A 13,364-nucleotide genomic window follows, 5' to 3' on the forward strand; every position below is an offset into this window, starting at 1 on the left:
GGCGGACAGGGCGGACCGGGCTGGGGCCCGCAGCACCCGCCTCAGCAGCCTGCTCAGCAGCAGCCTCCTCAGCAACAACCGCAGCAGCCCGGCTGGCAGCAGCAGGGCGTGCCCCAGCAGCAGGGCTACCCGGGCCAGCAGCAGCACGTACAGCAGCACGCCCAGCCGCAGGCGCAGATGCCGCACCAGGGCGCCGGGGCGCCGCACCAGCAGAGCGCGGGCGACCGCAGTCCGACCACCTTCCACCAGCTCTCGCTGGGACGGGTGATGCGGATCGGCCGTGCGCTGGAGAACGAGCTGGTCGTCTCGGACCTCCAGGTCTCCCGGCACCACGCGGAGTTCCGCGCCTCGCCGCAGGGCCGCTTCGAGATCCACGACCTGGGCAGCCACAACGGCACCTACGTCAACGGCCAGCCGCTGCCCAAGTCCGGTTCGGCCGTGATCACCCCGCAGGACACCGTAGGCGTCGGCCACTCCACCTTCAGGCTGGTCGGGGACCGGCTCGAGGAGTTCGTCGACACCGGTGAGGTCTCCTTCTCCGCCCGTCACCTGACGGTGAAGGTCGACAACGGCAAGGTGATCCTCAACAACGTCACCTTCGGTGTCCCGGAGAAGTCGCTGGTCGGCGTGATCGGCCCCTCCGGATCCGGCAAGTCGACGCTGCTCCGCGCCCTGACGGGCTACCGGCCCGCCGACATGGGCGAGGTCCTCTACGACAACCGGAACCTCTACCAGCACTTCGCCGAGCTGCGGCAGCGCATCGGCCTCGTGCCCCAGGACGACATCCTGCACAAGGAGTTGAGGGTCCGCACCGCGCTGCGCTACGCAGCCCGGCTGCGCTTCCCCGGCGACGTGGCGGAGGCCGAGCGCAACGCCCGGGTCGAGGAGGTCCTCGCCGAGCTCAAGCTCGACATCCACGCGGACAAGAAGGTCACCTCCCTCTCCGGCGGTCAGCGCAAGCGCGTCTCGGTCGCCCTGGAGCTGCTGACGAAGCCGTCGCTGATCTTCCTGGACGAGCCCACCTCCGGGCTCGACCCGGGCATGGACCGCGACGTCATGCAGCTGCTGCGCGGTCTGGCGGACGACGGCCGCACGGTCCTCGTCGTCACCCACTCGGTGGCCGAACTCGGCCTGTGCGACAAGCTGTTGGTGATGGCGCCGGGCGGCGGCGTGGCCTACTTCGGGCCGCCCGAGGAAGCGCTCAACTTCTTCGGTTACGGCACCTGGGCGGACGTCTTCTCGGCCTTCGAGAACTACCGCGACTACGACTGGATGGGCCGCTGGCAGGGCTCCCAGCACTACCAGATGTACGCCGCGGACCTCGACTCCGTCGCCCCGCAGCAGCTCCCGCAGATGCAGGCGCCACCGGCACGTACGCAGAAGCCGCAGAGCTGGGGCTCCCAGTTCTGGACCCTGCTGCGCCGGTACGTGTCCGTCATCGCCTCCGACAGAGGTTTCCTGGCGCTGATGGTGATCCTGCCTGCCGTCCTCGGCACGGTCAGTACGGTCATCCCCGCCGAACTCGGCCTGCAGAAGAACCCGTTGGCGCCCAAGGGCTTCAACCCCGCAGCCGGGACCATCCTGTTGATCCTCTCCGTCGGCATGTGCTTCTCGGGCGCGGCCAACTCCGTGCGAGAGCTGATCAAGGAACGGGTGATCTACGAACGGGAGCGGGCGACGGGCCTGTCCCGCTCGGCGTATCTGATGTCGAAGGTCGTCGTCCTCGGCTTCATCACCGCGCTGCAGGGCGGGATCATCTGCGCCATCGGGCTCACCCCGCGCGAGCTGCCGGACGAGGGCGTGCTCATGCCCGTGCCCCTGGAGATCTGCGTGGGCATCATCGCGCTGGGCTTCACCTCGATGATGTTCGGCCTGATCATCTCCTCGCTGGTGAAGACCGCCGAGAAGACGATGCCGCTCCTGGTGATGTTCGCGATCGTCCAAGTCGTCTTCACCGGCGTGCTGTTCAAGATCTTCAACTCGCCCGGTGTCGAGCAGGTCGCCTGGCTGATGCCTTCACGCTGGGCGGTCGGTGCCACCGGCGCCACGGTCGACCTCGGTCATGTCATGGCGCCCTGGGACCGCGAGAAGCTCGACGAACTCGACCCCCTGTGGGAGCACTCCACGGAGATCTGGGCCCTGGACATGAGCATGCTGGTGCTGATGGCCATCGTCTGCGGCTTCGTCGTCGCGCGCCTGCTGCGTCGCCACGAGCCGGAGGTCATGCGCAAGTAGCGAAGCTCCGGCGCCGGTTCGCCGACGCTGCCGCATGTGAACACGGAGGCGGCGGCCCCCCGATGAGGGAGGCCGCCGCCTTTTGTGTACGAGGCCGACAGGGCCCGTCGGTCCGTGGGTGTCAGTACCAGTTGTTGGACTGCCAGAAGGACCACGCGCCGCACGGGCTGCCGTAGCGGTCCTTCATGTAGCCCAGACCCCACTTGACCTGAGTGGCCGCGCTGTTGCGCCAGTCCGGGCCGGCGGAGGCCATCTTGGAGCCGGGCAGCGCCTGTACGAGCCCATAGGCCCCACTGGGGTTCGACGCGTGGACGTTCCAGCCGCTCTCACGCTCGACGATGTTCGAGAAGCACTGGAACTGGCTCTCGCTGCCGATGATCTGCCGTGCGATGGCCTTCGGCGATCCGGACGGCGCGGCCGCGCTGCGCTCCGCGGAGCGGCTCGCAGCCTGCTTGCGCTCACGTTCCCGTTCGGCCTTCTTCGCCTGCTCGGCCGCCTCGTGCCGGGCCTGGGCCCGCGCGACCGCCTTCTTCCGCGCTTCGGCCTTGGCGTCCGCCCTGGCCCGGTCGTCCGCGGCGGAGGTCTGAGCGTCGATGCTCACCTTCTGCGTGGCGGGGCTCTCTGCGGCGGCCTGCAGCGCGATGGGCTTCGCCGCAACCTCCGCTCCGGCAGTCTCGCTTCCGCTGCCCTTCTGACCTGGCACGACAGTGAACGCGATAGCGGTCACGCCAACTGCCGCGGCACCGGTGGCCGCAGAGATCTTGTGCAGACGGGACAGCCTGCCGTGGCGTTCGGGAGTGGGAACGCTCATGGGGAGGAACCTCTTCCAGTTCGCGGACCGCAGCGACAGTGGCCGCTGCGGCGGCAGTCATCATCAGCTGCCGTTCAGTCACCGAGCAAAAATCACCATTACTAACCTGGATAGTGGAATGGGAGCAGAGTGGATGCCTTGACGTGCCTGCGCTGCACGTCCGATCTGTAGACAACGCCTACTAAGCAAGCTCGTACGTGATCTGGGTCCTATGCGGCGACTCACACCACACACCCGATTACATTTACGCAGTGTGTAGAAGTTATAAACTCAGAGTCACGCTGCTGGCTCTCGATTTGAGGGTCCTAGGTCCACAGCCCCCCGCCCCGCAGGGCATATGTCCGATCCCGGCGGAGGCCTCCGCCGGTAACGTGACGGCATGCTCCAACGCACGGGATTCGCCGCTGTCAGCGCCGCGTTGCTGGCCATGAACAGGCAGCTCGAGGTGCGCGACGTCCTGCAGACGATCGTCGAATCGGCTCGTGAGCTGCTTGACGCCGAATACGCGGCACTCGGCGTACCGGACGACCACGGCGGCTTCGCCCAGTTCGTGGTCGACGGAGTGACGGAAGAACAGTGGAAGGCCATCGGCCCGCTGCCCCGTCAGCACGGAATCCTCGCCGCCATGCTGCATGAGGCCACCCCGCAGAGGCTCGCCGACGTCCGTACCGACCCCCGATTCGAGGGGTGGCCCCGCGCACACCCGGAACTCGCCGACTTCCTCGGCATGCCCATCGCGGACGGCGAGGAGGTCCTCGGCGCGCTCTTCCTCGCCAACAAGCGCTGCCCGCCCGGAGTCCGGCAGGACGTGGCCGCAGAGGGAGCACGCGGCTGCGCCTTCTCCGAGGAGGACGAGCTGCTGCTGCGCCTCCTCGCCCAGCACGCGGCCATCGCCTTGACCAACGCCCGTCTCTACGAACGCAACCGCGAGTTGACGATCACCGGGGAGCGCGCCCGTATCGGCCACGACCTCCACGACGCCGTCGCCCAGAAGCTCTTCTCGCTGCGGCTCACGGCACAGGCGGCCACCGCACTAGTCGACCGCGACCCGGCACGGGCGAAGCAGGAACTCCACGAGATCGACCGGCTCGCCGCCGACGCGTCGGAGGAGCTGCGCGCCGCCGTGGTGGAACTGCGCCCCGCGGCGCTCGACGAGGACGGGCTCGTTCCGACTCTGCGGACACAGGCGCAGGTTCTGGACCGCGCGCACTCCGCAGAGGTCACCTTCACCAGCGAGGGCTCGCCGCGCGCGATGCCCGCGGCCCAGGAGGAGGCGCTGCTGCGCGTCTCACAGGAGGCCCTGCACAACGCCCTGAGGCATGCCGCAGCCACGCGCGTCGACGTCACCCTGATCTACGCGGCATCGGTGGTGCGGCTGCGCGTCACGGACGACGGCGTCGGCTTCGACCCCAGGGCCGTACGCAAGGCGGGACGTCATCTGGGCCTGGTCTCGATGCGTGACCGGGCAAGCGGCGTCGGCGGCCGTCTGACCGTGCAATCGGAGCCCGGCAAGGGCGCCGCTGTCGAGCTGGAGGTGCCCGGTGGCTGACCGGATCCGTGTGCTGCTCGTCGATGACCACCAGGTCGTACGACGCGGACTGCGCACCTTCCTCGAGATCCAGGACGACATCGAGGTGGTGGGCGAGGCCGCCGACGGTGACGAGGGAGTCGCACGCGCCGAGGAACTGCGTCCGGACATCGTCCTGATGGACGTGAAGATGCCCGGCACCGACGGCATCGAGGCCCTTCGCGAGCTACGCCGGCTGGAGAACCCCGCCCGCGTCCTCGTCGTCACCAGCTTCACCGAGCAGCGCACCGTCGTTCCCGCCCTGCGTGCCGGAGCGGCCGGCTACGTCTACAAGGACGTCGACCCCGACGCCCTCGCCGGAGCCATCCGCTCCATCCACGCCGGGCACGTGCTGCTCCAGCCGGAGGTGGCGGGTGCGCTGCTCTCCGACGAGGCGGGCACCGGGGCCGGCCGCGGCACCTCGCTCACCGACCGGGAGCGGGAGGTTCTGGAGCTGATCGCGGACGGGCGTTCCAACCGGGAGATCGCCCGCGCCCTGGTGCTCTCGGAGAAGACGGTCAAGACGCACGTGTCGAACATCCTGATGAAGCTCGGCCTCGCCGACCGCACGCAGGCGGCGCTGTGGGCGGTACGGCACGGGCTGGCGAACTGACACCCCGACCGACGCCGGCTGCTGCCGAACAGCTCTCCGCCCGAACCGGTGGCCGGTCACGCCTGTTTGCGTTCGAGCTCCTCCGCGTAGGCGTTGTACGCCGCGACCTGCGCCCGCCTCGCCGTACGCTCCACCGGCCGCAGCGCTTCGGCGCGAGCCGCGATCTGCGAGGCGCTCACCGCACCGCCGTGCTCACGCCCGTCGTCCCGGCTGCCGCTCCCGCCGTCCTCCCCGTGAGCGATGGCCACGAGCGCCTGCACTCGTTGCGCCAGTTCCAGCACGCGCACCGCCCGAGGTGGATACCCGGGCGCGAGCAACCGCCTCCCGGCCTCCATGCGCGCCCTGTACGCCTCCAGCGCCGCGTCGGCCACGGGCCCCGACCCGGCGACGTCGAGGTCGGTGAGCACCTCGGTGGCGTCCCGCATGGCCTCGGCCAGCTCCCGCTCCGCCTCGCTGAGTGAGGGCACGTCCGCGGGCGGCCCCTCCCGTACGGGCTGGCAGTGCCAGGTCACCTCCGCGTGCACGTCGCCCTCGGGGCCGACGGCGTAGACCTCGGGTGTCATGCCGAGGGCCGCACCCTGCGCGATCACCGCCTCACCGGCGTCCAGCGCCCGGGAGTTGAACTCCGGCGGACCGCTCAGCCCCAGCGGGTGCCCCGGTGCCGGAAGCGCCACCCGCAGACCCGCGGTCCCCAGCGACCGCAGCCGTCCCAGTGCCAGCGTCAGACCGACGGGCTCCGGTTCGGGCTCCGCGTCCGCTCCCGTGGACGACGGCAGCCCCGTCACGCGATGCAGCGCGTCCTCCCCGACGATCCGCTCCGCCGCCTCGTCCGGCGAGATCAGCCCGGCAAAGAGTGCATTTCCCCAGGCGGCCATCCGCCCCGAACGATGTTCATCGAGCATGAGACCAGCCTAAGGAACGGGGCGTCGAACGCGTGGCGTAGGTTTTGTCTGGGGACTGTGCCCACAAGGCACGGGAAACGGCGACTGCAATGGGAGACAACGCGCTCATGAGCGAAGTACTGGAGCTGGTGGACGTATCCGTGGTCCGCGAGGGCCACGCTCTGCTGGACGACGTCTCCTGGTCGGTCAAGGAGGGCGAGCGCTGGGTCATCCTCGGTCCCAACGGGGCAGGCAAGACCACGTTGCTCAACCTGGCCTCCAGCTACCTCTTCCCGAGCACCGGTTCGGCAACCGTCCTCGGTGAACGCCTCGGCGCGGTCGACGTCTTCGAACTCCGCCCCCGCATCGGCATCGCAGGCATCGCCATGGCGGACAAGCTGCCCCGCTCGCAGACCGTGCTGCGTACCGTCCTCACCGCTGCCTACGGCATGACCGCCCACTGGCAGGAGGAGTACGAGTCGATGGACGAGGAGCGGGCCCGCGCCTTCCTCGACCGGCTCGGCATGAGCGACTACCTGGACCGCAAGTTCGGGACGCTCTCCGAGGGCGAACGCAAGCGCACCCTCATCGCCCGCGCCATGATGACCGACCCGGAACTGCTGCTCCTCGACGAGCCGGCCGCCGGCCTCGACCTCGGCGGCCGGGAGGACCTGGTGCGCCGGCTGGGCCGTCTCGCGCGTGACCCGTACGCGCCCTCGATGCTGATGGTCACCCACCATGTCGAGGAGATCGCACCGGGGTTCACGCATGTGCTGATGATCCGTCAGGGACAGGTGCTCGCGGCCGGCCCCCTCGAGACCGAGCTGACCTCGCGTAACCTCTCGCGCTGCTTCGGCCTCCCGCTCGTAGTTGAGAACCGTGGCGAGCGCTGGACGGCACAAGGTCTGCCGCTGAGCTGATCTCGGGCCTACCATGGCTGTGTGGATGCATGGGTGTGGTGGTTGATTGCCGCAGTGGGGCTGGGGATTCCACTAGTTCTCACAGCGATGCCCGAGTTCGGAATGCTCGCCGTCGGGGGCGTGGCCGGAGCCGTGACAGCCGGGCTCGGCGGGGGGAAGGTCGCGCAGGTCCTCGTCTTCGCGGTCGTCTCGACCGCGCTGATCCTCGTCGTACAGCCGATGGCCCGGCGCTCGCGGAGGCAGCACCCGGCGATGAGCAGCGGCGTGGACGCCCTGCGCGGACGCCAGGCGACGGTGCTGGAGCGCGTCGACGGCCAGGGCGGCCGGATAAAGCTCGCCGGCGAGGTCTGGTCGGCGAGGGCTCTCGATACGGGCGAAGCTTACGAAGCGGGCAGTCAGGTCGATGTGGTGGAGATCGACGGCGCCACGGCGATCGTGATGGGATAGCGGGCAACAACCGTATGTGCACGGCGACTTGACGTGCGAAGCTTCTTTTTTGATCTTACCGACGTCACCATCGGTGACATACGTGCAGGGGGACGGCGATGGACGCCATCATCATTGTCCTGATCATCCTGGTGGTGCTGGTCTTCATCGCACTCATCAAGACGATCCAGGTCATTCCGCAGGCCAGCGCCGCCATCGTGGAGCGCTTCGGCCGCTACACCCGGACCCTCAACGCCGGCCTGAACATCGTGGTCCCCTTCATCGACACGGTCCGCAACAGGGTCGACCTGCGTGAACAGGTCGTCCCGTTCCCCCCGCAGCCGGTGATCACCCAGGACAACCTGGTCGTCAACATCGACACCGTCATCTATTACCAGGTGACCGACGCCCGCGCCGCCACGTACGAAGTCGCCAGCTACATCCAGGCGATCGAGCAGCTCACCGTCACCACCTTGCGCAACATCATCGGCGGCATGGACCTCGAGCGGACGCTCACCTCCCGTGAGGAGATCAACGCGGCCCTGCGAGGTGTGCTCGACGAGGCCACCGGCAAGTGGGGAATCCGCGTCAACCGCGTCGAGTTGAAGGCCATCGAGCCGCCGACGTCCATCCAGGACTCGATGGAGAAGCAGATGCGCGCCGACCGCGACAAGCGCGCGGCGATCCTCCAGGCCGAAGGTGTGCGCCAGTCCGCCATCCTCACCGCCGAGGGTGAGAAGCAGTCCTCCATCCTCCGCGCGGAAGGCGAATCCCGCTCGGCGGCTCTCCGCGCCGAAGGTGAGGCGCAGGCCATCCGTACGGTCTTCGAGTCGATCCACGCGGGCGACCCGGACCAGAAGCTGCTGTCGTACCAGTACCTGCAGATGCTCCCGAAGATCGCCGAGGGCGACGCCAACAAGCTCTGGATCGTGCCCAGTGAGATCGGTGACGCGCTCAAGGGCCTCGGCGGCGCGCTGGACGGGTTCAGGCCCGGCGGCGGCAACAGCGGAGGCGGCAGCGGTGAGGGACCGGGCATGGTGAAGCCGCCGCGGGAGCGCCCGAAGATCGACTGAGCCCCGGATGCACAAGCCGAACGCCCCTCGTGCATGATCAGTGTGTCGGGCACTGATCAGCGAGGGGCTTTCGCGTGACCATCTGGGAGGCAGTGGCAGTCTGCGTCGCGGGAATCGGCGCGGGCGCCCTCAACACCATCGTCGGTACGGGCACCTTGCTGACGTTCCCGGTGCTGCTCGCCGTCGGCGTCCCACCCGTCACCGCCAACGTCTCCAACGCTCTCGGTCTCGTCCCCGGCTCGGTCAGCGGCGCCATCGGCTACAGGCGCGAACTGAGCGGGCAGCGGCGCCGGGTGCTGATCCTCGGCAGCGTCGCCTTCCTGGGCGCGATCGGGGGAGCGGCGCTGCTCGTCACGCTTCCCTCGAGCGCCTTCGACACCATCGTCCCCGTGCTCATCGCCGTGGCGTTGGTCCTCGTCATCATCCAGCCGTGGCTGTCCCGCCTCGCCAGACGCCGGCGTGAGAAGCGCGGTGAGAGCGCACGTCCCCACGGGGGCGTGCTGCTGCCGACCGGTCTGCTGTTCGCCAGCGCCTATGGCGGATACTTCGGCGCCGCACAAGGCATCATCTATCTCGCCCTGATGGGGCTGTTGCTGGATGAGAGCCTGCAGCGCATCAACGCGGTGAAGAACATCCTCGGAGCGATCGTCAACGGCACCGCCGCGGCGTTCTTCCTGTTCGTCGCCGACTTCAACTGGACGGCCGTCCTGCTGATCGCCGCCGGAAGCGCGGTCGGCGGCCAGTTCGGCGCCCTGGTCGGACGCAAACTGCCGCCGACCGCACTCCGGATCATCATCGTGGCGGTCGGTACGGCGGCGATCGCTCAGCAACTGCTGCGCTGACGCGCACCGACACCCCCCGCCGCGTTACTTCTTCAGGCCGTCGCGGGCAGCACGGGCCTGGAGGCTGCCGCCCCGGAGACCGTCAGCCACTCCGGCAGCGTCTCCCCGTCCCTCAGCCCGAGCGCCAGGAGCAGCGCGTCAGCCGGTGTCGGCTCGAACGGCTTCACCCGGAGCGCCATGTCGGCCTGCGCCGGCGTACGGTCCGCCTTCCGGTGGTTGTCCGCCGCGCAGGCCGCCACCGTGTTGAGCCACGTGTCGCGCCCGCCCTGCGAACGCGGCACCACGTGGTCCACCGTGGTCGCCCGGCGCCCGCAGTACGCGCACCGGTGCCGGTCCCGTACGAGGACCCCGCGCCGCGACCACGGCGCCCGTTGTCGGAAGGGCACTCTCACGTATCTGCAGAGCCTGATCACCTGCGGCACAGGCAGATCGATGTTCGCCGCACGGATGCGGAGGCCGGGGTGAGAGTGCTCGACGACTGCCTTTTCCTGCATGATCAGCACCACGGCACGCCGCAGCGAGACCGTCGAAAGCGGCTCGAAGCTGGCATTGAGGATCAGCGTCTCCCGCATCCCCTCCACCTCCCGATTCCCTGCCGCCCCCGTGGCGGTGGCTCCACTCTGCCGTTGCCCGGAGCCGGGAACAACGCAATTTCCGCACGCTGTACGGGAAATGGCCAGGGTCGGCAAACCTGTGAAGGGGAGGCAATTCCATGCCGGCGAGGGAGGGGAAGCCGGGGAAGGGAAATCGAGCGCCGCGTCACCGTGAACCCCGTGAAGAAGGCATATGCGAAAGGCACGGGACGCGGCCGTGAAAAGCGAAAGGGGCAGCCGACGCGGTCGTCCGACCCCCGGCCGGCCTCCGACGAACAGCTGGCGCAGACACGAGCGCCTCGCCGCCCCCGCACAGCGGTGCCGACTGCCCGGCATCACTGTGCGATTGGAGGACGGCGAGGCGCAAAGGGTTTTACGGCTCCGCCTTCGGGATCAGCTCCCTTCAGGCTCCTCGTGCACGCCGATCAACTGAGCCCGCCCGATCGTCTTGAAGCGCAGATTGAACCCGACGAAGGCAGGGGAAGCGTCGGCGTCCGGGCCCAACTTCTCGTCCTGCACCGCGTAGACGGTGAAGACATAGCGGTGCGGCCCGTCCCCGGGCGGCGGAGCGGCTCCACCGAAGTCACGGGTACCGAAGTCGTTCCGTACGTGCACTGCGCCCTCGGGAAGGCCGTCCATCTCACCGGTGGCGGCACCCGCGGGCAGCTCCGTGACGGACACCGGGATGTCGAAGAGTGACCAGTGCCAGAAACCGCTGCCTGTCGGGGCGTCCGGATCGAAGCACGTCACGGCGAAGCTCCGGGTCTCCGGGGGGAAGCCGTCCCAGCGCAGTTGAGGGGAGATGTTCCCCTTCGCATACTGCTGCTCCGGGCGCAGCCGTCCGCCCTCGGAGACGTCGTCGCTCACCACCTGGAACGACGCCACGGGCGGATGGAAGTCGTGGGGGAGCGGCGGTTGCTTCTGGTCGGTCACTTCGGGAACCTCCTGATGGCGCGAATCGCTGCACCGGCCAGCCTAACCAGCCATTGTCCCGGCGTTTGTCACCATGGGACCTACGACGAGACCTGCAAAGCGGTGGTGCGACGATGACCAGTCCCGTGGACCTGCCCGAACTGCCACATCTGCCCGATGGAGGGCTGGCGGGCCTTTTCGAGGGCACGGTGCCTCCCGGGGTGTACCGCTGCGATTCCGTCGGTCCCGACGTCCTGATGCAGGCCGATGCCGCGGGCTGGGCCGCCGCCGTGATCGATCTGACCGACGTGACGGACAAGCCCGAATTCATGAACCGTTCCGTGACCGGTCTCGAACTGCCCGACTGGTTCGGCAAGAACTGGGACGCGCTGGCCGACTCGCTCACCGACCTGTCCTGGTGGGGAGAGACCAACGGATATCTGGTGATGACCGCGGGCTGGCCCGGTTTCGAGGCGGCGGACACTCAGGCGGCTGCCACCGGCGTGAACGTCTTCACGGCAGCCGTCGGCTACTGGGCGGTGCGGGAGACACCCCTCACCGTGCTCCTGGGCTGAGCCCGGGGCGAGCGAGCCCACCCCGGGCGCCCGTGATCACAGCCAGTTGCGCCGGCCCCCGACCTCCGTCAGCCACTGGTTGATGAAGGCCGTCCAGTCGGTCTGGTTGTAGTTGGTCAGATCCACCTGGAAGGCGCGGTACGAGTCGCTGCCCCCGGTGAACAGACCCGGCGTCTTGTCCATCTCCATGACGACGTCCATCTCGTTGCCGTCGGCCACGAACGACAGTTCCACCTGCGAGAGCCCCCGGAACTGCTGGGGCGCCAGGAACTCGATCTCCTGGTAGAAGGGCAGCTGCTGCCGCGTACCGCGGATGCGCCCCTTCTCCATGTCCGCCGTCTTGAAGCGGAAGCCCAGGGCTCCGAAGGAGTCCAGGATCGCCTGCTGCGCGGGAAGCGCGTGCACGTTCACAGGGTCGATGTCCGTGGAGTCGACGGCCTGGGCGATGGCCAGCTCCGTCGAGACCCCGATGCTCATCCCCGTCAGCTGCTGGCCCATGAACATCGTGATGGGCGTCTCCCAGGGCACCGCCAGCTGGAAGGGGACGGTGTGCTTCGACCCTTCCTTCAGCTCCAGGGCTCCGCCGAGCTGCTGACGGCCGAACTCGATGTTCTGCTTCATCTCCCCGTCGTTCGTCTCCACCTCGACCTTCGCCATGAGCCCGACGGACAGCCCCTGGATCTGCTGGTCGACGGAGCCGGCCTCGATGTGCACCTCACCCTGAACGACCCCGCCCGGCACCACGTTCGGCTCGTGCAGGACGGTGTCCACAGACGCACTACCGACACCCAAGCTCGCGAACAGCTTCTTGAAACCCATCTCTCCAGTCCCTCCCAGGCACTGCGTGTGTCTTTCCCGATAACTCGTGAGTGCTCTCGCCTACGAGTTACGCCCAGCGACGGCCAGTGGTTCCGCCCCGGCACAAGATGATCGCGCCAACGGGGCCGGACGCACAGCCTCCGGGCTCGGTTACCCTCGGGCGGCATGATCGCTGGCCGAGACCGTACGCGAAGGAACGACGACAGCCACACACCGCTGGACCGTTCCTTCTTCGACCGCCCCGTCCTGGAGGTCGCGCCCGAACTCCTCGGCAGATACCTCGTCCGTACGAGCGACGAGGGCCGGATCGTCCTGCGCATCACCGAGGTGGAGGCGTACGCGGGGCAGGCGGACCCGGGTTCGCACGCCTTCCGTGGACGCACCCAGCGGAACGCCTCGATGTTCGGTCCCCCCGGCCACGCGTACGTGTACTTCATCTACGGGATGTGGTTCAGCCTCAACCTCGTGTGCGGTCCCGAGGGGCACGCGAGCGGTGTGCTGCTCCGTGCCGGCGAGGTCCTGACGGGGCAGGACCATGCCCGCAAGCGACGCCCCAAGGCACGCAAGGACACGGAACTGGCCAAGGGCCCGGCCCGTCTTGCGACAGCTCTGGACGTCGACAAGACGCTGAACGGCACGGACATCTGCACCACGGAGGAGACGGCTCCCCTCCGAGTCCTCACTGGTGAGACCACAGACAGGGAGCGTGTGAACAGTGGCCCCCGTACAGGTGTGGGAGGCGCCGGAGCCGTTCACCCGTGGCGCTACTGGATCGGCGGAGACCCCACGGTGAGCCCATACCGGCCACACCAACCCCGGGTCCGCAGGAAGCCGCTTGACTCGGGAGGGTCGAAGGCCTAACGTTGACCGAGTCGCTGAAACCGGACAGGACCCGTCAGGCCTAGAGCCGAACGGATGCACCGGATGCGACCAAACACTACCTACGATTTCCCAAACGGGACCGCTCTTTTGGTGCGCCAAAATATCGGCCGGAAGGCTCCGATTAGGAGCCCGCAAGGAAATCCGCTAAAGTAGTGAACACCGAGAGGGAAACGCCCGGAGTGGCCTGAGAGGGTTGCGATGGAAGTGTCCGTTCT

Annotated in this window: 14 protein-coding genes; 9 read left to right on the plus strand and 5 right to left on the minus strand. The window is 68.4% G+C overall.

Features of this window, described 5'->3' with window-relative positions; translation table 11 throughout:
• Window positions 1-2,235: ATP-binding cassette domain-containing protein (locus tag H5J26_RS21375; RefSeq protein WP_181767538.1), on the plus strand; the 2,235-nt coding region annotated here is incomplete at its 5' end.
• A 121-nt stretch (window positions 2,236-2,356) separates the two neighbouring features.
• Here the strand turns inward: H5J26_RS21375 and H5J26_RS21380 are convergent.
• Entirely contained in the window at window positions 2,357-3,046 is a 690-nt protein-coding gene (locus H5J26_RS21380; RefSeq protein ID WP_181767539.1) for a transglycosylase SLT domain-containing protein, read from the minus strand.
• 379 nt (window positions 3,047-3,425) lie between these two features.
• Here H5J26_RS21380 and H5J26_RS21385 point away from each other — a divergent pair, with 379 nt between their 5' ends.
• Both H5J26_RS21385 and H5J26_RS21390 read left to right on the plus strand, forming a co-directional pair.
• Window positions 3,426-4,595 carry a GAF domain-containing sensor histidine kinase gene (locus H5J26_RS21385; RefSeq protein ID WP_181767540.1) on the plus strand — a complete coding sequence of 390 codons (1,170 nt, stop codon included), beginning with the start codon at window positions 3,426-3,428 and terminating at the stop codon, window positions 4,593-4,595.
• Entirely contained in the window at window positions 4,588-5,226 is a 639-nt protein-coding gene (locus H5J26_RS21390) for a response regulator (RefSeq protein ID WP_181767541.1), read from the plus strand. The genes H5J26_RS21385 and H5J26_RS21390 overlap by 8 nt, the downstream gene beginning before the upstream one ends.
• A gap of 56 nt (window positions 5,227-5,282) precedes the next feature.
• Here H5J26_RS21390 and H5J26_RS21395 read toward each other — a convergent pair whose 3' ends face one another.
• On the minus strand, window positions 5,283-6,128 hold the full coding sequence (locus H5J26_RS21395; protein WP_181767542.1) for a hypothetical protein: 846 nt from the start codon (window positions 6,126-6,128) through the stop codon (window positions 5,283-5,285).
• A gap of 107 nt (window positions 6,129-6,235) precedes the next feature.
• Between H5J26_RS21395 and H5J26_RS21400 the strand changes: the two genes are divergently transcribed.
• The 4 genes from H5J26_RS21400 to H5J26_RS21415 all read left to right on the plus strand — a co-directional run bounded on the left by H5J26_RS21400 (window position 6,236) and on the right by H5J26_RS21415 (window position 9,368).
• Entirely contained in the window at window positions 6,236-7,027 is a 792-nt protein-coding gene (locus H5J26_RS21400) for an ABC transporter ATP-binding protein (RefSeq protein WP_181767543.1), read from the plus strand.
• A gap of 21 nt (window positions 7,028-7,048) precedes the next feature.
• Complete coding sequence (locus H5J26_RS21405; RefSeq protein ID WP_181767544.1) at window positions 7,049-7,474, plus strand: NfeD family protein; 426 nt, start codon at window positions 7,049-7,051, stop codon at window positions 7,472-7,474.
• A gap of 98 nt (window positions 7,475-7,572) precedes the next feature.
• Entirely contained in the window at window positions 7,573-8,526 is a 954-nt protein-coding gene (locus H5J26_RS21410; protein ID WP_181767545.1) for an SPFH domain-containing protein, read from the plus strand.
• Between the two features lie 74 nt (window positions 8,527-8,600).
• A complete protein-coding gene (locus H5J26_RS21415) occupies window positions 8,601-9,368 on the plus strand; it encodes a sulfite exporter TauE/SafE family protein (protein ID WP_181767546.1) in 768 nt (255 codons plus the stop codon).
• Between the two features lie 32 nt (window positions 9,369-9,400).
• On the opposite strand, the gene H5J26_RS21420 is transcribed toward H5J26_RS21415, so the two are convergent.
• Window positions 9,401-9,940, minus strand: a complete 540-nt coding sequence (locus H5J26_RS21420) for an HNH endonuclease (RefSeq protein WP_181767547.1) — start codon at window positions 9,938-9,940, stop codon at window positions 9,401-9,403.
• A gap of 414 nt (window positions 9,941-10,354) precedes the next feature.
• A complete protein-coding gene (locus H5J26_RS21425) occupies window positions 10,355-10,894 on the minus strand; it encodes a YbhB/YbcL family Raf kinase inhibitor-like protein (protein WP_181767548.1) in 540 nt (179 codons plus the stop codon).
• 113 nt (window positions 10,895-11,007) lie between these two features.
• On the opposite strand from H5J26_RS21425, the gene H5J26_RS21430 reads away from it, so the two are divergent.
• Window positions 11,008-11,448, plus strand: a complete 441-nt coding sequence (locus tag H5J26_RS21430) for a barstar family protein (RefSeq protein ID WP_181767549.1) — start codon at window positions 11,008-11,010, stop codon at window positions 11,446-11,448.
• Window positions 11,449-11,484: 36 nt separating this feature from the next.
• Here the strand turns inward: H5J26_RS21430 and H5J26_RS21435 are convergent, their stop codons facing one another.
• Window positions 11,485-12,267 carry a sporulation protein gene (locus tag H5J26_RS21435; RefSeq protein WP_181767550.1) on the minus strand — a complete coding sequence of 261 codons (783 nt, stop codon included), beginning with the start codon at window positions 12,265-12,267 and terminating at the stop codon, window positions 11,485-11,487.
• Between the two features lie 165 nt (window positions 12,268-12,432).
• Here H5J26_RS21435 and H5J26_RS21440 point away from each other — a divergent pair, with 165 nt between their 5' ends.
• Window positions 12,433-13,128, plus strand: coding sequence for a DNA-3-methyladenine glycosylase (locus H5J26_RS21440; protein ID WP_181767551.1), 696 nt, complete (start codon window positions 12,433-12,435; stop codon window positions 13,126-13,128).
• Window positions 13,129-13,364: the final 236 nt, after the last annotated feature.

This window comes from Streptomyces albidus (ex Kaewkla and Franco 2022) (assembly GCF_013870515.1).
GTDB classification, from domain to species: Bacteria; Actinomycetota; Actinomycetes; order Streptomycetales; family Streptomycetaceae; genus Streptomyces; species Streptomyces albidus.